The sequence below is a fragment of the Ciceribacter ferrooxidans genome, assembly GCF_004137355.1.
Taxonomy (GTDB): Bacteria; Pseudomonadota; Alphaproteobacteria; order Rhizobiales; family Rhizobiaceae; genus Allorhizobium; species Allorhizobium ferrooxidans.
On sequence record NZ_SDVB01000042.1, the window covers coordinates 61,205 to 77,551 of the forward strand.

Consider the following 16,347-nt stretch of genomic DNA (forward strand, 5'->3'; position numbering starts at 1 on the left):
CGCTATCCGTAGCTGAGGATCAGGCCGTGCATCAGCCGCGACCAACCGTTGACGGCAACGAAGAGGAATATCTTCAGCGGGATCGAGATCAGCGTCGGCGAGACCATCATCATCCCCATGGCCATCAGCACCATCGAGACGATGAGATCGATGACGAGGAACGGCAGGTAGAGCAGAAAGCCGATCTCGAAGGCGCGGGTGAGCTCGGAACTCACAAAGGCCGGAACGAGGATCAGCAGGCTGTCGCTCTTCACGGCGGCTCTTGCTTCCTCCGACCAGATCCGCTCCGTCGCCTGCAGGAAGAACTGGCGCTCGTTCTCGTCCGTGTAGCGGGTAAGGTGCGCCTGGAGCGGCGCCCGGACCTGATCGGCGGCCCGCATCATGCTGTCCATCGACTGAACGTCGATCTGCTCGGTCGAGAGCGTCCGGTACATTTCGCCGACGAGCGGCGTCGTCACATAGACGGTGAGGATCAGCGCGACGCCGTAGAGGACCAGATTGGGCGGCGATTGCTGGATGCCGAGCGCGTTGCGGATCAGAAAGAGGACGATCGAGATCTTCAGAAAACCGGTCATCGTCACCACCGCGAGCGGGATGAGCCCGATCGTCGAGACGATGATGATGATCGGAATGAGATTGGTGGTCGTCTCACCCATCGGTCGAGAGCCGCACCACGCGCACGCCGAGACCTTCCCCGATACGGATCAGCTCTCCCTTTCCGATGAGCCGCCCGTTGGCCAGGATGCTGACCGGACTTGCAAGGCTCGGATTGGCATGAAGCACCGTCCCTTCGCCCATCGCGGCGATCTCATTCAGAGGGAACTCGGCGCGGCCGATCTCGAAGACCAGCTCGATCGGCAGGTCGGCGAGCGATTCGAGCTCTTCGGACGAAGGCGTCTCCTGTGTCATGGCGGAAAATTCCCAACTTGTTTTCAATGGCTTCCAGCCGGAGGTGAAGACAAAGCCGTCTTCGCGGCGATCGAGCGTGGCTGCGAGGTGATTACCGAGTGTTGCGAAGGCGTCGTGGTCACCGAAACGCTCGACCAGGATCACGTCGCCCGGGCGCAGACCTTTCAACTCTCCGAGGCTCAGTTGCTGTGTGCCCGCCCGGATCTGCACGGGCTGCACGAGACTTCCGGCAAAGCCTGATGGGAGGCGCCGGCCGACATCGAGCGACGTGCCGATCTTCATCGCCGCCGCGGCGCTCAGCTGAAGTTCCGCGGGGAGCGGAAAGTCACCGCCGTTGACCGACCATACAAGCTTGATGGGATAGTCCTGCGCCGTCCCGGGAGGTCCGAGCCGTAGTGGCTCGCCGATGTGCGTTTCCAGTGCGGCGAGAGAAGGGGCGAGGGCCTCCTCCAGGAGGATGTTGCGCTGCAGGGCGGTCAGCCGCGAGACGTCACCCCGGACCCCGAGTGCGGCAGAGAGCCCGTCGAGTGCTGCGGCGGGCATCATCCAGCGGCCAGGCGCGGTGCCGATGAGGAAGGCGACCTCGATCGGATCGGTCAGCCGCGCCGCGCCGTCCGCCGGCACGAATGCGAGTTCGGCCGGCGGCAGCGAGAGATTGAAGGCGACACGAACGCCCACGAGACGGTTGATGAGGTCCACATGCGCCGCGGCCACTTCCGGAAGCCATGAGGTATCCTCCGCATGCGGGCGGAGTTCGGCAGCGGCGGAGCTTGCGTGCGCGGTCGACCTCATTCTACCGTTTCCTGCTCCCCGGACGGATCGCCTCCTCATCCTCGATCTCATCGAGGAGGCCGGCGCGTTCTGCGTCCTTTCGCTGTTTTTCGGCGGCGAGCGACCGTATCCGTTCGTAATGCCTGTGTTTGAGCCGGTATTCGGCTGCAAGCTCCGCCCTCTTTTCAGCTTCCTGACTTTCGCGGCGCTTGGCCTGATGGATCTGTTCCTCCAGCGCGCGGGCGCGGTGGTCCAGACCCACCAGTGCGTCGCGAAATCGCTCGAGATCCCGCTGACCGACCGGGCCTTGCGCGAGATCGGTGTAGAGAGCCTCTTCTTCCTGCCGTCGCTGCACCTCATGCGCCACGCTTTCAGCTTTCGCGCCCTCCAGTGCCCGGACGGTTTGAACATGCCGGTTGTGCTGGCGTTGTGCCTTTTCGTCCGCCCGCCGCATTCGCATCGCCCTCAGTTCGACGAGTTGCCGAAGATTGCCTTTTCGTGTCATCCGGCCAACCTCCCCAGTTGTTCGATGGTCGCCTCGAAGGTCGAGAACTCTTCGCCGGTCTGCCGCAGGAAGGCTTCGATGGCGTCATGCTTGTCGATCGCCTCGTCCGAGCGGGCGTCCGCGCCGCGTTCGTACTCACCGACCCGCAGGAGGAGTTCGATCTCCTGGTAGCGGGCAAGCATCGCCCGGACATGGGCCGCGTTGTCCCGGTGCGTCCTGCCGGCGACCGTTTCCATCAGCCGACTGCGGCTCTTCAGGACGTCGATTGCCGGGAAGAAGTTCCGCTCGGCGAGATCGGAACTGAGCACGATGTGACCATCGAGGATGGCCTTGGTTTCCTCGGCGACCGGGTCCAGTGTTCCGTCGCCTTCGGTGAGCACGGTGTAGAGCGCGGTGATCGAGCCGCCTTGTCCCGGTCCGGCGCGCTCGAGCAGGCGGGGCAGGGCGGCGAAGAGCGACGGCGGATAGCCGCGGCGCGTCGGTGGTTCGCCGGCCGCAAGGCCGATCTCGCGCTGTGCGCGGGCAAAGCGAGTGACGCTGTCCATCAGGAGCAGGACGTGGCGGCCCTGGTCGCGAAAGTATTCGGCGATCGCCGTCGCGGCATAGGCGGCCTTCACCCGTTCGATCGCCGGCCGGTCCGAGGTCGCGACCACGACGACCGAACGCCGGAGCCCCGCTTCACCCAGTTGGCCCTCGATGAATTCCCGCACCTCGCGACCGCGTTCGCCGATGAGCCCGATGACGATGACGTCTGCCCTCGTGCCGCGGACGATGGCCGAAAGCAGCGAGGACTTGCCCACGCCCGGCTCACCGAAAATGCCGACGCGCTGACCGCGCGCGACCGTCAGCAGCCCGTCGATCGCGCGGATGCCGAGTTGCAGAGGCTCGCTGATCAGGTCGCGTCGCAATGCGTGCGGCGGCGGCCGGTGCGTGGGGTAGTACGTGTCGGTGACGACCGGAACCACCCCGTCCCGGGAGAAGTCGAGAATTTCGCCGAGGGGATTGAGAACGCGGCCGAGAAGGTCGTCGCAGACGGGGATCTGCAGGGTCTTGCCGGTGGCGATGACTTCGGCGCGCGTCGACATGCCGTCGAGATCGCCGATCGGCGTCAAGACGGCCTCCTCGTCCTCGAAACCGACGACCTCCGCCGGTACCGTCGCACCGGAAACGGGATCGCGCAGATGACAGAGTTCGCCGATCCGCACCATCGGGGCGGTCGCATGGACGATGATCCCGGTAATCCGGCGGACACGGCCGTGCACCGGTCGCGTCTCGCTGCCGAGCGCCCGCTCGCGCAGCCTTCGGACGATGTCGCCGGGGTCGGTCAACAGGTGTTCGTTCATGCCGGCGCATCCAGGCGTGCGGGCCGGGCGCCGACCAGGGCGTCGCGAATGACGGAGAGCTGGGTATCGAGTCCGGCATCGACCACGGCTATGGCGTTGGCGAGAACGCATTTGCTGCCGTCGAGCCGTGGATCGGCAAGAACGGTAATCTTCAGCGAGCCATTGGTGTGGCGCTGGCGCACGAGTTCGGCGACGCGTTCGGCAATCGCGGGTGCGACGGTAATCGTGACGTCACGCTCGTGCTGGAAGGATTGGAGCGCCTGCTGGGCGAGCCTCGCCACGAGTTCAGCCTGATCGAAGCCACCGAGCAGCTTCTCGACGATCGCCAGGCTGAGTTCGGCGATCTGCCGGTCGAGCCCGGCCATGTAAGCATTGACATCGGCAGTGGTCTTCAGAAGCAGCGCTGCCGCCTGGCGTTCTCCGGCGAGCCGGCCCGCCTCGTAACCCTCGCGCCTGCCTTTTTCGACGGTCTGGCGCATCTCGGCACGTTGCCGCTCGGCCTCCGCCTTGGCGGCTTCCAGGAAGGCGAAGCCTTCGAGCCAATGCTCCGCTTGCGCCTGCCGCAGGATCTTCGCGGTCGGACTTGAAGGCAAATCGTTCATGCGACCTCCTTCGCCGCTGCGCCGGCGAACTTCTCCCGTGCAAGGCGCCTGACGATCGCAGCCCCTCGGTCTGCATCGTCGGGTTCGGAAAATCCGGCCTCCTCCACCGTTTCGTGCCAAAGACGCAGCCACGCTGCCAGAGGCTCTGGCAGGGCGGCCTGCCAGCTTGCCCAGCACTTTCGGCCGTCGGCCTCGATCGCCTGAACCAGCTGGTCGAGATTGTCCGGCGGCGGGCGACCGGCAGCCAGGTCGCGATTGTGGATGGCGAGCCGAAAGGCGTCCTCGCCGATCCGCGACTTCATCTCCGCGACCTCGCGGCTGCGGATTTCGCCGGCGAGGACTTCGCCCCAGAACACCGCACCGGCCGCGCGGCAGTAGTGATCCATTTGCTCTCGCGGCAATGCCAGGAGTTCGAGGTCTTCCTCTGACGGGCGGGCACAGGACGAGGCGGGCGGAAGCCGATAGTGTTCGCAAAGCAGGCGTGCAAGCGGCCGCTGTACGCGGCTCGACTGCTGCAGCCTCAACGCAGTCTCGGTGGAGATCGCCTCGTCATAGGCCTGCACGATATAGCGCGGGTGAACGAGGCGAGCCGGCGCCGTCTGGAAAACCGTCCAGATGTTATCGGAGCCGCCGGCCGTGGGCTCTTCCGGGAGCGAAGCACCCGTCATTTCGCCGGACCATACGGTTGTAGCGGATAGATCTTCCGGCGCCGGCTCTGCCTGCGCCAGAAGAGGTAGCCGAGACCGCCGAGCGCGGCGGCGAGGGCACAGACGAGGCCGCCGAAGATCAGCCGGGCCTTGGCGACACTCGACGGCAGCATCCAGATTCCGAGGAACGAGGTCAGTTCCGCGGCGCGGGGCGGCTCGCTCGACCGTTGGCTCGCGACCGCAACGACCGAGACCTTCTCGTAGGAGAGGCCCGAAATGCCGTTGGCCACCAGGGTCTTGATCCGCGGGATCAGCGGGTTGACGTCGAGGTCGGCCTCGTGCCGGATGAACACCGAAGCCGAGGCGGGTATGGCGTTACGCTGCAGCGGGTCGTTGTCGGGCAGAACGACGTGAACGCGCGCTGAGAGCACGCCGTCGATTTCGGAAACGGTTCGGGAAAGCTCTTCGCTGAGGGCATAGATCATCTGCGCGCGCTCCTGCACGGGAGAGGCGACGAGCCCTTCCTGCTTGAACACCGTTCCGAGCGTGGCGAATTTCTCCTTGGGAAGGCCCGCCATGTTGAGTGCGGACACCGCCTGCGCGAACTGATCCTCGTCGACGGTGACCGTCAGCTTGCCGTCCTTCTGCAAGACGCGGCTCGCCGGTATGCCCTTCGAGAGCAGGATGGCGACCATCTCGTTGGCCTCGCGCTCATCGAGATTCGTGTAAAGGTCGGCGCTGCAGGCCTGCAGCGCCAGGACCATCAACGCGAGCGCCAGCCCGCGTCCGACTACCGGGAAATGCCGCAAGGTTCTCATTGACCCTTGGTGAGCGTCATCGTCGCGCTGGTGAATTGCGTCGGAGCCCGGACGACCATCTGCGTCTCGATCGCATGGTCGAAGATCCGTCCGAGGGACTCGACGAGCCGTCCCGCGTCACTGTCCGGTGTGCGCGGGATGTTCGATTCGGCAGGAAGCGCGTCCGGCGCGAAGGACGCCGCCGACGTCGACGCACCGGGCGAAGCGGGAAATGCGGCGCTGGCGGCGAACTTTCCGGCCCGCTCGACGAAACCCTCGAGATTGTCGATGATCGTCCGGCCGAGATCCGCGGGGCTCGCGCCGTGCGGCAGCGTCGTGGTGTTCAGCGCCGAATGCTCGAAGAGATTCTGCGAAGCAATCGTTTCCTGCGGCGCAGGAGATATCGGCAGGGTGGGCGTCTCTACTGGCGGAACAATCGTCATGATTCCGTCTCCTGTTGAGAAAAGCGAAATTACTCTTCGTCGGACAAGGCCTCGTTCAGCACTTCCTGTGCGATCTTCATCATTTCCTGCCCGATCAACTGGCTGCCGCCGCTTGTAACCGCTTGCTGCAGCGCCTCCTCGAACTGCGCCTGGGAGGGATCGACCGCCGGGGTCGGGGCGGATGCCTGCGTGGTCGCGTTTACCGAACCGGTCATCTACTGCTCTCCTGCTGCTTTCTTGTTTGTCGCGCCATTGGCGGCGGTCTTCGCTCCGCTGCCGGTCAGATCGTCGGCGACCTCCTCGCGCTGGCCGCCGCGGAATATGCGCACGCGCGGGTCGTCCATCTGGGCGGTCGGTGACGGCTGTACAGAGGCGGCGATCTGCTTGACCATCGCAATGAAGGGGGGAGGGCCCGACACGCGAAGCACCGGTGCGTTGGCGGTAGCGCGCACCGAAAAGCGGTCGTCCATGAGATCAAGCCGGTGGATCTCGGCGATCACCGCCTCTCCGTTCGCCATGCCGACATTGATGATCTGCGTGGAGACTTCGTCGTTCGTGTTGACGTGGAGGACCGAGCCGTCGAAATACCAGATGAGACCGTTTGCTCGCGTCAACTTGTCGAGGAAGCCGCCTGCCGTCTCGTCGCGGATCTCGCCGCGCACCTGACCGCGAATCTTGTCGGACAGAAGGACCGGAACGGAGAGGTTGCGGCCGAACTCCTGCAGCGCGTCACGAACGTCCTGATCGATCAGGACATAGCTGTACCGGCTGTCGTACCAGCCCGGATTTCCGGCATGAGCCGGACATGTTGCCGCAAAGAGGGTGATGGCAAACATGCAGAACCTCCCGCTGAGCATGACGTCCTTCATGTCAAGCGCTCCGATTGTTCGCATCAAGCCGGCCAAAGCTATAACACCGGATCGAGAGGTGCAACTCGAGGTTCAGTAAAAAATGCAGGGGACCGTTACACGCGGGGCGGGCAGAGACGGAAAACGCTTTCAATACAAGGTCGTTCCCATGCTCTAAGATAGCTTCATGCCCTTAACCGAACGCAATTTAAATCGGTTTATCTCACGCATAATTACATTGCGCAACATTATGTGATGAGCATACAAATTGTCATTCGCCAGGTTCGACCTTAACCATTAATACACCCTGCAATGGGTGTACGTTTAGATAGGGACTGCAATCCGGCACCGGGCTTTGCCCGTGACCGGCCTCAACTTGTCAAGGAGAAGAGAATGGCTGTTTCCGGTGTAGGCGGTACGCAAACCTCGGACAATTCGATCAAGACCATGACGGATGCCTTCGACAAGGCTATCGCGAAGTCCGCAGAAATTACCAAGATCACGACCGAGAAGAAGGTCGCCCTCGACGCGGCAAAACAGCGTCCGAACGGCTGACGAAGCCCGAGGGGTGGCCTCGGCCGCCCCTCATCCCCGTTGCAAAGATACGAGCTAGACCGGCGGCGCGCTCAGCGCAACGTCGGTGTTTCGGCTATCCGGCGAGCGAGGTGATAGTTCCATGGCATCCAGTCTGGTCCTCAGGAATTCAGCCGCATCCCTGACGCTCGATGTCCTGAAGGGCGTTCACAGCGGCGTCTCTCTGCCCCTGGAAAGGGGCGCCTATCTGGTCGGCTCCGCAGACGATTGCGATCTGACTCTGAGCGACCGCGACGTGTCGGCCCGACATATGCGCCTGCACTTCGCCGGGAGCGAGGTGATGATCGAGGCGATCGGAGCCGATCTCATGGTGGATGACACCACCGTGCCCGTCGGGCACGGCCTTCAGGTGCCGGTCCCCGTAAGCGTCACACTCGGCAGCGCGCGTCTCAACCTCTCGCGCGCTGTGCGGGAGCCGGCCGAACGAGCGCCGAGGTCCTCGCGCGGCTGGATGCTTGGCGGCGTCGTCGCCTTTTCGCTTCTGACCATAGCAGCAGTACAGGCCGGCGTTGCGCAGCTCGACCACGGGCCTTCGATGGCCGGGCTGAACGACAACGCGGTGACGACTGGAACGATCGGGTCCCCGGCACCCTCGTCTCAGGAGGTCTCGGCGGCGCTTGCGGCAAAACTGCGCGAGGCCGGCCTGGCAGACCTGAAGATCGAGGCCGACGGAACGCGACTTTCCGTTGCCGGAGCCGTCGATGACGGCGCCCGCAAGAACTGGGGCGAGGTCCAGGCGTGGTTCGATCGCTCCTACGGAACCAGCTACGTCCTCACCAGCCTGGTCGGAGAGGCGGCGCCGCGGAACGCCCCGAAATTCCATCTGCAGGCGATCTGGTTCGGGGAGACGCCGTATGCGATCGGCGCCGACGGGGCACGCCTCTACAAGGGGGCGGCACTCGAAGACGGCTGGTACATCAAGGACATCCGGGACGGCAGCCTGACGGCAGCGCGACAGGGTGAAGAATTCGTCCTGCGCTTCTAGCGGCGCGACGAGAGGGACAGCAAGATGAGCATCGACGTCCGCCGAAACGACAATCGCAGCCGCGGCCAGGCACAGGCGGTATCGTTGCGACCGGAAGCCGTCGGCCGTGCCCAGTCGCAGGAGTTCGACGCGAAGCTCCTGCAGTCGATCCGTCAGGCCCGCCGGAAGACATCGTCCGGCAAAGTCGGGGCAGAGGCGAGCGAGCGGGCGAGGCTTTCGAGTGCGACGCTGTTCGACCTGTCGCGTTCGCAGGAGCTATTGGCCTACATCGTCCGGGAGGTCGTGCCCGGACTGGACCTTGAGGAGGACATCGCCAAGCTCACCGTATCGATGCTGACTGACGAGATCGAAAGCAGACGCGATCTCCAGCACCGGCTCATGCAGGCACAACGCAGTTGACGCAACGACGCGCGGACAGCCTCGAATTCCTCCATGCACTCGGTTCGCTCTACTGTCGGGCCGGGCACCACAAACGTGGACTGGTGTTCCTTCTGCTGGCCGCAAGAATGGCGCCGAACGACGTTGCCGTGCTGCATTCGCTGGCGGAGGCGTTCGTCGCGACCGGCGCCGTCCCGCGCGCGCTCGCCGCCATCGAGCGGATCGAAGACATTTCCGACGACATCAACCCCGCCGTACTGCGCCTGAAGAGCCATGCGCGATGGGAGCGCGGAGAGAAGGAACAGGCCCGTGACGCCTTCGAGGCCTTTCTTCAGGCGAGGGCGGCCGAATGAACGCGATCGCGGCAGTCAACCAGTTCGCCCGGGCGGCATCAAGGCGGTCCGACATCGTCGTCGCCGCCGTGGTGATGCTAGCGATCACCATGATGATCGTTCCGATGCCGACGATGCTCGTCGACTTGTTGATCGGCTTCAACTTCTTCTACAGCCTGCTCATTCTCGTCGGCGCACTCTATATTTCAAGCCCGGCTCAGTTCTCCTCGCTGCCTTCGATCATCCTGCTTGGAACGCTTTTCCGGCTGGCCCTCGCGATCACCACGACGCGGCTGATCCTGACCCAAGCGGATGCCGGGCAGATCGTCGCGGCCTTCGGATCCTTCGTCGTCGGCGGTGACGTCCTCGTCGGGCTCATCGTCTTCCTGATCATCACCATCGCCCAGTTCGTCGTCATCACCAAGGGCGCCGAGCGCGTCGCCGAGGTTGGCGCGCGCTTCGCGCTCGACGCGATGCCGGGCAAGCAGATGAGCATCGACAACGAGGCGCGCAGCGGTGACATCGACCAGCAGGAGGCGCGCCGGAAACGCGACGCCCTCGAGCGGGAGAGCCAGTTCTACGGCGCGATGGACGGCGCGATGAAATTCGTCAAGGGCGATGCCGTAGCGGGATTGCTCATCATCGCGATCAATCTCATCGGCGGGCTGACGATCGGGTCATTCCAGCGCGGCCTGACGGTCGGCGAGGCAGCGCACACCTATTCGCTTCTGACAGTCGGCGATGGCCTCATTTCCCAGATACCGGCACTGATGATGGCTGTGGCGGCGGGAGCCGTCGTTACGCGCGTGCCGTCCGCCGAGCGCCCGCAGGACCTCGGCAGCGAAATCCTCGGGCAACTCGCGGCGAGCGACCGCGCGCTGGCGCTTGCGGCTGCGATCCTCTTTGCCTTCGGGCTTGTCCCCGGCTTTCCGCTCGCGGTCTTCTGGGCCCTGGCGGGCCTGGCCGGACTGCTTGCCTATGTGGCGCGCAGACGTCAGTACGGCGAAGAGCTTGCCGGCGCCGGTCCGCCCCGACGCGAGGCGGCACACACCGCCGTTTCCTCCGGCGGAAGGGTCGTCGATCATATTGCGGGAACCTTGCCGGACGCCGGGAAACGGGCGGGAATGGCGCAAAGACTGACCCTCTCGATGGGGGAGGGGCTCGCCGAACTCCTGCCGCAACCGTTGTTTGCCGAGCGGGCGGAGGGGCTCGCCGCGTCCATCCTGGAAGATCTCGGCATTGCCGTTCCGGCAATCGGGCGGCAGGTGGATCCGCGCCTCGCTTCGGCAGAGTTCCGCATCGACTTCGAAGCCGTTCCCGTCGTCGACGGCGTGCTCCTGCTCGATCATCTGATGGTCTGGGAGGAGGCCGTCGACCTCGACATCATGTCGATTCCCTACGTGACCCAGCCCGATCTCATGGGGTTGAAGCTCGTCTGGGTCGACCAGTCGCACGCTGCAGCCCTCGACGCCGCGGGCGTCGGCTACTGCGAGCCAGCGGACGTGGTGATGACGCTGGTCGAACGCGTCATGCGCCGCTATGCCCCCGATTTCATCGATGCGCAGGAGGTGCGCGCACTTCTCTCGCGGCTGGAGGAGCCGTTTGGCGACCTGATCAGGGAAGTCCGGGACGTGGTGTCGGTGCAGAAGCTTGCCGAACTGCTGCGCCGGCTCGTCGAGGAAGATGTTCCGATCACCAATATGCGCATCATTCTCCAGACGGTCGCCGAGCGCGCATCGCAGATCCAGAACCTGCAGGCGCTGGCCGACCATGTGCGCGCGAGCCTCGGCCGGCAGATCTGCTTCCGGCTCGCGGACCGCAACCGGGTCGTCTCCGCCTACCTTCTGACACGGCCTTTCGAGGACGAACTGCGAGCGGCGGTCGACAGAAGCGCCGGTCCGGCGACCACCGTCCCGGACCGGCTGGCAGCGCAGATCGTCGCGGAATTCAAGGCGAGGGGGGAGCAAGCGCCGGGACAGCAGCCGCACCCTGCGATTCTTGCGTCCATGGACGTTCGCCGGCACATCCGAAATCTTCTGATGCGTCACGACCTCCAGGTCCCGGTTCTGTCGTATCAGGAAATCGCCGCGGAATTCAGCGTGCAGTGCCTCGGCTATATCGCGCTTCCGGTCGCCGGAGTGCCGGAACTCGGAAGCGACGGTCGCGCATGACGGCATCGATCGAGATCACAAAGAAGAAGACATGTCTTGCTCGCGCAGAGGAGCGCGGGGAGGGGAACGAATAGGGAGTGGGATGCAAGTTTTGCGAAGCCTTCGCTTCTTGGCGACGAGGGGACTCTTTCAGTTTGTCTTTCTGACCGCGTTCGCGGTCCATTGGGCGCCGGCTCCGGCCAGCGCGCAGGTGAAGGTGGACGCCATCAACGGCGACGTGCTGGACCTCAGCGTCGGTGAGGGCACGATCCTGCGCTTCGACGAGCCGGTCGAGTCGGTGTTTCTCGCCGATACCGCAATCGCCGACGTGCGCGTCGTCTCGCCGGGCGTCGTCTACATCTACGCGACGAAGACCGGTGACACCAATCTGATCGCGCTTAGCGCCGACCAGTCGACGCGCGGCACCGTCCAGGTGCACGTCTCCGGCAATCCGAGGCCCGCGCAGGAGTCGGCGCACGCGCTGCAGCCGAACACACGGGTCGATATCACCCTGTTCGGCGGGAAATATGTCGGAACCGGGCAGACGCGGAATGTCGGCGAGGCGATGGACATGGAAAACGTCCTGCAGAGCTACGCTACGCCCGAAAATCCGGCGCTCAACAACACGACGTTCGCCGGCGCCAACCAGGTCAATATTCGCGTCCGGTTCGCCGAAGTGGCCCGCAACGAGCTAACCCGCTTCGGCATCGACTGGAGCCTCTTCGTCAACAGCGGCTCCTTCTCTTTCGGCCTCGTGCGGACTGGCGGAGCCAGCAACGAAGACGACAGCGGGATCGCCATCGGTGCGAGCGGCGACCACGTCAACGTCAACGTTCTGCTCGATGCACTGCAGGCGAACGGTATCCTGACGATCCTCGCCGAGCCCAATATCACCGCCGTCACCGGCCAGACCGCCAGCTTCCTCGCAGGCGGGGAGATACCTGTGCCGGTGCCGACGGACAACGGGCAGGTGGGCATTGAATACAAGCAGTTCGGCGTCTCGCTGCAGTTCACGCCGACGCTGCTGCCCAACAATCGCATCGCGCTGCAGGTGCGACCCGAGGTCAGCAGCGTTTCACAAGACAGCGTCGTCTCGATCGGTGGGCTGGTGGTGCCGTCGCTGCGCATCCGCCGGGCGGACACAACTGTCGAGGTCGGCAGTGGTCAGACTTTCGCGATCGCGGGACTGTTCCAGAGGCAGGAGTCTCAGACGCTGAACAAGACGCCCGTCATCGGCGACGTGCCGATCCTCGGGGAATTGTTCAAGTCCAAGCGGTTCCAGCGCAACGAGACGGAACTCGTCATCCTGATAACGCCATATCTGGTGACGCCAACCTCGGAGCGGAACATGAAGACGCCGCTGGATAGCCCGGCTGGGGCGGTTTCCTCGCCGCGCAAGAAGGCAAGACCCGCAGCCAACAAGGGATATGGCTTCTATGTCGAATGATCGCCTTCCAGGAGCCGTAATCCCCGCAGCAGCACTGCTCGCCTGCCTCGTCGCCCTGGCGGGCTGCAACGGTTCCCAACCGCAGCCCTATTCTCCGAACTACAGGTATCTCTCGACCACCGGTACCGCGCCGGCGAAGGGAAAGGTCGTTCGCAAGGGCTACGACACGACCACGAGCCAGGTGCTGGTGCCGGACGCCTGCATCACGCCGGACACGGCCGATCAGCCGCTCTATCTCCCGCCCGGCTGCGCGAACAATCTGAATCTGCAGTTCATGGCTGTGGACCAACGGCAGCTGTTGCAAGGGCGCGATATGGGGCCTGCGATGGCTGCTCCCGTCGCACGCGCGGCGAAGGATTATATCGACGGGACCGGCGACCAGGTCATCCCACCGGGCACAGCAACGAACGCGACGGGGATCGCGCAATGAAGAAGGCGACTTCATCTTCCGGCTGTTGCCGGCATCCTGTCGGTCGGGCGACCGGTGCGTTCATTGCACTTCTGGCGCTTTCCGCCTGCACGACGATCCCGACCGACAAGGAGAAGGGCAAACAGACGAGCGCCCAGACGAAGCTCTTGAGCGTTGCCGAGAGCATCGAAGCGAAGGGCGAAAGCGCCACGGCATTGGCGCTCTACGAGCGGGCGGCCGCCAACGCCCCGAACGACGCGTCGATGCGTGTCCGGCTCGGCAATGCGCGGCTCAAGGCCGGCGACGCCGATGCGGCCGAGGAGGCCTTCCGGGCCGCTCTCGAGATAGAACCCGGGAATGCCGCCGCCTTGCTCGGACTGGGGACCGCCCAGCTGCAGAAGGGCGAAGCGGAATCGGCGGCGCGAAGCCTCGCGCCGGCCGCTGAAGCGCTGAATTCGGTCGTCGCCTATAACCGTCTCGGAACGGCGCTGGTCTTCAGCGGCAATGGACAGGGGGCGGAGGGCGCTTTTTCGAAGGCCTTGTCGTTGCAACCCGCCAACCTCGACACCGCGACGAACCTGGCGCTTGCCGAAGCGCTGTCGAACAACATGACGCAGGCGGTGACGCATATGGCGGGCGTCGTGAGTTCGCCGCGCGCCGAAAGACGGCATTTCATCAACTATCTCATCGTGCTTACCATGGCCGGCGAGAGCGAGAAGGCGCGCTCGGTCGCCGTGCCCGATATGTCGGCGAAGCAGAAGAACCAGATCCTCGCGAAGGCGGCGAAGCTGCGTTCCATCCCGGACGCTGCCGGCCGCGCCCGGGAAATCGGTCTGCTTTCCTCCGCCGGTGACGGTGTCACATGAGCGAGACGAGTGAAGAGAAAACGCTTCCCGCATCGGAAAAGAAGATACGCGATGCGCGCAAGAAGGGTCAGGTGCTGCACAGCCCCGACATGGTCTCGGGCATCGTCGTCCTGTTTTCCACCCTGTTTCTCTTCTATGTCGCACCGGACCTCCAGGTGAAGATCGACCGGCTTCTGGACGAAGCGGCGCAAATCTACACGCGTCCTTTCGCCGACGTCTGGTACCGCCTGAGCACGATTGCCGCCGATGCACTCCTGACGACGGTGCTGCCCATCCTCTGCATCACGATCGCCGCCATCCTTGCGACCAATGTCGCGATCACCAGGGGCTTCGTCTTTTCGGCCAAGCCGCTCGAACCGGACTTCACCCGCATCAATCCCGCATCGGGCCTGAAGCGGATTGCCTCGTTGAAGAGCGTCGTCGACTTCGGCAAGGCCCTGTTCAAGGTCGCCGCTCTCTCCATTGCTTTCGCCGTGGTCTTCCATACGGGACTGGGAGCGCTGTTCCAGTCACCGGCCTGCGGGTTTGGCTGCCTGCACGCGACGTCGCTTACCATGTTGAAGACCATCGCCGCGATCGCGATCGCTGCCTTCATTGTAATGGGCGTGGTCGACGTCTTCCTGCAGCGCTGGTTGTTCATGCGCGAAATGCGCATGACCCGCTCGGAGAGCAAGCGCGAACACAAGGATACGGAAGGCGATCCGCTTATCCGGCAGGAGCGCCGCAAACTGGCGCGGCTCCTCGGAACGACGAAGACCGGTCTCTCCAGCGCCGTATTGCTGATCGGAGAGGAGGGGGAGGCGTCCGTCGGCATTCGCTATGTCCGCGGCGAGACACCCGTGCCCATCGTCGTCTGTCGCGCGACGGGCCCGGGAGCCACGTCGATGCGTACGCAGGCACGAAGCCGGGGCATCCCGTTCCTCGCCGATCCGGACCTCGCCACAGCGCTCGCCAAGACGCCCGTCGGTACGCCGGTTCCCGACCGGCTATTCCAGGATGTGGCGAACGCCCTTGTCGCAAATGGTCTGATTTGATGTCACAGCGCCGGAGGACCCTTCACATGTCGGAATTGCCGCCGCCGAAACAATGGTCGAGGCCAGTGCTTGCCGCCTTCCTCCTGGCATCAACGATGACGCAGGCGAGGGCAGAGGAACCGTTTCCACCGGTTCTCGACGAAGAGAGCGGCCAGGTCTGGATCGACAGCGGCTATATCGAATTTCTGATGTCGCCGCCCGCATACCCGCCACCGCAAGCTCCGGGAGTGCTGATCGTCCCTGATGCGGGGACATATCTGCCGCGGCAGCTGGTGGAATACAGCACGCAGGAAGCGCCTGGAACGATCGTCATCGATCCGGACCGGCATGCGCTTTACTACGTCATGCCCGGCGGCAAGGCGCTCCGCTACAGCGTCGGCGTCGGCCGAGAAGGCTATGGCTGGCACGGAACGGAGACGGTGAGCAGCAAACGCGCCTGGCCCGACTGGCGTCCTCCGGCCGACATGCGCGCGAGACGCCCCGATCTCCCGGCCCATATGGCCGGCGGAGCCGACAATCCGCTCGGCGCACGCGCCATCTATCTCGGCGACACCCTCTATCGAATCCATGGCTCGAACGAGCCCGAGAGCGTCGGTCGGTCCTCGTCATCGGGGTGTTTTCGCATGACGAACGACGACGTCATCGACCTTTACGAACGGGTGAAGATCGGCGCCAAGGTCGTCGTGCTCTAGTGTCGGCGGCAGACCGTCACCTTCGACAGGAGGCCGATCCGTTGCGTCGTGTAAACTGACAGTCATCTAAGCCCATGGAGGGAAGGCCGGTGCCCCGATTTCTTGCCGTCTACACGATGAAGCCCGAAGACCTCGCGTCATTTCGAAGCCTGCCCAAAGCCAAGCAGGATGCGGTCGATGCTGTGGGCGTACCACAGTGGGTGGCGTGGGAGCAGCGTAATGCTGCGTTCATCCTCGATCGCGGTGGCATGGTGGGCAAGACGACGCGTGTGACAAAGGACGGCGTGGCCGAAGGCGTGAATCCATTCTGCGGCTATCTGATCGTCGAAGCGGAAAGCGCCGATGCTGCCGCACGGCTCTTCGAGGACCATCCGCACTTCACCGTATTTCCCGGTGACGGCGTAGATATCATGCCTTTTGTGACTTGAACCTTCTTTGGCGTTGCGTCGGGAGGCGCCGCTGTCACACTTCATCCTTGAACCCACCTTGGGACATCCAATGTGGCGGCCAGATTGAAATGTCCGTTCCGGCGCAAAGTTGAAATGTCACTTTGGGCTGCCGCACGGCACGCCGACCAGCCCCGATCTGACCGGCT

General features: G+C 64.2%; 21 protein-coding genes. 11 read left to right on the forward strand and 10 right to left on the reverse strand.

Annotated elements, in window-relative coordinates; all coding sequences use genetic code 11:
• Positions 1–2: 2 nt before the first annotated feature.
• Genes sctR through EUU22_RS01120 form a run of 10 tightly spaced genes read right to left on the reverse strand, consistent with a single transcriptional unit; the run spans position 3 to position 6,853 of the window.
• Positions 3–656, reverse strand: coding sequence for a type III secretion system export apparatus subunit SctR (gene sctR / locus EUU22_RS01075; protein ID WP_129330275.1), 654 nt, complete (start codon positions 654–656; stop codon positions 3–5).
• Complete coding sequence (gene sctQ, locus EUU22_RS01080; RefSeq protein WP_129330276.1) at positions 649–1,701, reverse strand: type III secretion system cytoplasmic ring protein SctQ; 1,053 nt, start codon at positions 1,699–1,701, stop codon at positions 649–651. The genes sctR and sctQ overlap by 8 nt, the downstream gene beginning before the upstream one ends.
• 1 nt (position 1,702) lies before the next feature.
• Positions 1,703–2,185 carry a type III secretion system stalk subunit SctO gene (gene sctO / locus EUU22_RS01085; protein ID WP_129330277.1) on the reverse strand — a complete coding sequence of 161 codons (483 nt, stop codon included), beginning with the start codon at positions 2,183–2,185 and terminating at the stop codon, positions 1,703–1,705.
• Positions 2,182–3,528, reverse strand: a complete 1,347-nt coding sequence (locus EUU22_RS01090; protein WP_129330278.1) for a FliI/YscN family ATPase — start codon at positions 3,526–3,528, stop codon at positions 2,182–2,184. The genes sctO and EUU22_RS01090 overlap by 4 nt, the downstream gene beginning before the upstream one ends.
• The gene (sctL, locus tag EUU22_RS01095; protein WP_129330279.1) at positions 3,525–4,130 is read right to left on the reverse strand and encodes a type III secretion system stator protein SctL; all 606 of its coding nucleotides are present in this window, start codon (positions 4,128–4,130) and stop codon (positions 3,525–3,527) included. Before sctL ends, EUU22_RS01090 begins: the two co-directional genes overlap by 4 nt.
• Positions 4,127–4,798 carry a SctK family type III secretion system sorting platform protein gene (locus EUU22_RS01100; protein WP_129330280.1) on the reverse strand — a complete coding sequence of 224 codons (672 nt, stop codon included), beginning with the start codon at positions 4,796–4,798 and terminating at the stop codon, positions 4,127–4,129. The genes sctL and EUU22_RS01100 overlap by 4 nt, the downstream gene beginning before the upstream one ends.
• Positions 4,795–5,595: a type III secretion system inner membrane ring lipoprotein SctJ gene (gene sctJ, locus EUU22_RS01105; RefSeq protein WP_129330281.1), complete on the reverse strand. Its 801-nt coding sequence runs from the start codon at positions 5,593–5,595 to the stop codon at positions 4,795–4,797. Before sctJ ends, EUU22_RS01100 begins: the two co-directional genes overlap by 4 nt.
• Positions 5,592–6,017 carry a hypothetical protein gene (locus EUU22_RS01110; RefSeq protein WP_129330282.1) on the reverse strand — a complete coding sequence of 142 codons (426 nt, stop codon included), beginning with the start codon at positions 6,015–6,017 and terminating at the stop codon, positions 5,592–5,594. Before EUU22_RS01110 ends, sctJ begins: the two co-directional genes overlap by 4 nt.
• 29 nt (positions 6,018–6,046) lie before the next feature.
• Positions 6,047–6,232, reverse strand: a complete 186-nt coding sequence (locus EUU22_RS01115) for a hypothetical protein (protein WP_129330283.1) — start codon at positions 6,230–6,232, stop codon at positions 6,047–6,049.
• Positions 6,233–6,853, reverse strand: coding sequence for a type III secretion protein (locus EUU22_RS01120; RefSeq protein ID WP_165351026.1), 621 nt, complete (start codon positions 6,851–6,853; stop codon positions 6,233–6,235). It lies immediately after the preceding gene.
• 405 nt (positions 6,854–7,258) lie between these two features.
• On the opposite strand from EUU22_RS01120, the gene EUU22_RS25100 reads away from it, so the two are divergent.
• From EUU22_RS25100 to EUU22_RS01170, 11 genes are all read left to right on the forward strand, one after another.
• The gene (locus EUU22_RS25100; RefSeq protein WP_165351027.1) at positions 7,259–7,420 is read left to right on the forward strand and encodes a hypothetical protein; all 162 of its coding nucleotides are present in this window, start codon (positions 7,259–7,261) and stop codon (positions 7,418–7,420) included.
• A 121-nt stretch (positions 7,421–7,541) separates the two neighbouring features.
• Positions 7,542–8,444: a SctD/MshK family protein gene (locus EUU22_RS01125; RefSeq protein ID WP_129330285.1), complete on the forward strand. Its 903-nt coding sequence runs from the start codon at positions 7,542–7,544 to the stop codon at positions 8,442–8,444.
• Between the two features lie 24 nt (positions 8,445–8,468).
• Positions 8,469–8,843 carry a hypothetical protein gene (locus tag EUU22_RS01130; protein WP_129330286.1) on the forward strand — a complete coding sequence of 125 codons (375 nt, stop codon included), beginning with the start codon at positions 8,469–8,471 and terminating at the stop codon, positions 8,841–8,843.
• Positions 8,840–9,175 (forward strand): tetratricopeptide repeat protein, encoded by a 336-nt coding sequence (locus EUU22_RS01135; RefSeq protein ID WP_129330287.1) that lies wholly within the window; start codon positions 8,840–8,842, stop codon positions 9,173–9,175. Before EUU22_RS01130 ends, EUU22_RS01135 begins: the two co-directional genes overlap by 4 nt.
• On the forward strand, positions 9,172–11,325 hold the full coding sequence (gene sctV, locus EUU22_RS01140; RefSeq protein ID WP_129330288.1) for a type III secretion system export apparatus subunit SctV: 2,154 nt from the start codon (positions 9,172–9,174) through the stop codon (positions 11,323–11,325). The genes EUU22_RS01135 and sctV overlap by 4 nt, the downstream gene beginning before the upstream one ends.
• 196 nt (positions 11,326–11,521) lie before the next feature.
• On the forward strand, positions 11,522–12,751 hold the full coding sequence (locus EUU22_RS01145) for a type II and III secretion system protein family protein (RefSeq protein WP_245484871.1): 1,230 nt from the start codon (positions 11,522–11,524) through the stop codon (positions 12,749–12,751).
• Complete coding sequence (locus tag EUU22_RS01150) at positions 12,741–13,181, forward strand: hypothetical protein (RefSeq protein ID WP_129330290.1); 441 nt, start codon at positions 12,741–12,743, stop codon at positions 13,179–13,181. Before EUU22_RS01145 ends, EUU22_RS01150 begins: the two co-directional genes overlap by 11 nt.
• Complete coding sequence (locus EUU22_RS01155) at positions 13,178–14,026, forward strand: tetratricopeptide repeat protein (RefSeq protein ID WP_129330291.1); 849 nt, start codon at positions 13,178–13,180, stop codon at positions 14,024–14,026. The genes EUU22_RS01150 and EUU22_RS01155 overlap by 4 nt, the downstream gene beginning before the upstream one ends.
• The gene (locus EUU22_RS01160; RefSeq protein WP_129330292.1) at positions 14,023–15,060 is read left to right on the forward strand and encodes an EscU/YscU/HrcU family type III secretion system export apparatus switch protein; all 1,038 of its coding nucleotides are present in this window, start codon (positions 14,023–14,025) and stop codon (positions 15,058–15,060) included. The genes EUU22_RS01155 and EUU22_RS01160 overlap by 4 nt, the downstream gene beginning before the upstream one ends.
• 26 nt (positions 15,061–15,086) lie before the next feature.
• Entirely contained in the window at positions 15,087–15,752 is a 666-nt protein-coding gene (locus EUU22_RS01165) for a L,D-transpeptidase (protein WP_129330293.1), read from the forward strand.
• Positions 15,753–15,841: 89 nt separating this feature from the next.
• Positions 15,842–16,180: a hypothetical protein gene (locus EUU22_RS01170; protein ID WP_165351028.1), complete on the forward strand. Its 339-nt coding sequence runs from the start codon at positions 15,842–15,844 to the stop codon at positions 16,178–16,180.
• Positions 16,181–16,347: the final 167 nt, after the last annotated feature.

What these genes read in the sequence shown, in the direction of transcription:
- sctR (WP_129330275.1), bottom strand. Translation starts at nt 656, where the DNA reads ATGGGTGAGACGACCACCAATCTCATTCCGATCATCATCATCGTCTCG.
- sctQ (WP_129330276.1), bottom strand. Translation starts at nt 1,701, where the DNA reads ATGAGGTCGACCGCGCACGCAAGCTCCGCCGCTGCCGAACTCCGCCCG.
- sctO (WP_129330277.1), bottom strand. Translation starts at nt 2,185, where the DNA reads ATGACACGAAAAGGCAATCTTCGGCAACTCGTCGAACTGAGGGCGATG.
- EUU22_RS01090 (WP_129330278.1), bottom strand. Translation starts at nt 3,528, where the DNA reads ATGAACGAACACCTGTTGACCGACCCCGGCGACATCGTCCGAAGGCTG.
- sctL (WP_129330279.1), bottom strand. Translation starts at nt 4,130, where the DNA reads ATGAACGATTTGCCTTCAAGTCCGACCGCGAAGATCCTGCGGCAGGCG.
- EUU22_RS01100 (WP_129330280.1), bottom strand. Translation starts at nt 4,798, where the DNA reads ATGACGGGTGCTTCGCTCCCGGAAGAGCCCACGGCCGGCGGCTCCGAT.
- sctJ (WP_129330281.1), bottom strand. Translation starts at nt 5,595, where the DNA reads ATGAGAACCTTGCGGCATTTCCCGGTAGTCGGACGCGGGCTGGCGCTC.
- EUU22_RS01110 (WP_129330282.1), bottom strand. Translation starts at nt 6,017, where the DNA reads ATGACGATTGTTCCGCCAGTAGAGACGCCCACCCTGCCGATATCTCCT.
- EUU22_RS01115 (WP_129330283.1), bottom strand. Translation starts at nt 6,232, where the DNA reads ATGACCGGTTCGGTAAACGCGACCACGCAGGCATCCGCCCCGACCCCG.
- EUU22_RS01120 (WP_165351026.1), bottom strand. Translation starts at nt 6,853, where the DNA reads ATGTTTGCCATCACCCTCTTTGCGGCAACATGTCCGGCTCATGCCGGA.
- EUU22_RS25100 (WP_165351027.1), top strand. Translation starts at nt 7,259, where the DNA reads ATGGCTGTTTCCGGTGTAGGCGGTACGCAAACCTCGGACAATTCGATC.
- EUU22_RS01125 (WP_129330285.1), top strand. Translation starts at nt 7,542, where the DNA reads ATGGCATCCAGTCTGGTCCTCAGGAATTCAGCCGCATCCCTGACGCTC.
- EUU22_RS01130 (WP_129330286.1), top strand. Translation starts at nt 8,469, where the DNA reads ATGAGCATCGACGTCCGCCGAAACGACAATCGCAGCCGCGGCCAGGCA.
- sctV (WP_129330288.1), top strand. Translation starts at nt 9,172, where the DNA reads ATGAACGCGATCGCGGCAGTCAACCAGTTCGCCCGGGCGGCATCAAGG.
- EUU22_RS01150 (WP_129330290.1), top strand. Translation starts at nt 12,741, where the DNA reads ATGTCGAATGATCGCCTTCCAGGAGCCGTAATCCCCGCAGCAGCACTG.
- EUU22_RS01155 (WP_129330291.1), top strand. Translation starts at nt 13,178, where the DNA reads ATGAAGAAGGCGACTTCATCTTCCGGCTGTTGCCGGCATCCTGTCGGT.
- EUU22_RS01160 (WP_129330292.1), top strand. Translation starts at nt 14,023, where the DNA reads ATGAGCGAGACGAGTGAAGAGAAAACGCTTCCCGCATCGGAAAAGAAG.
- EUU22_RS01165 (WP_129330293.1), top strand. Translation starts at nt 15,087, where the DNA reads ATGTCGGAATTGCCGCCGCCGAAACAATGGTCGAGGCCAGTGCTTGCC.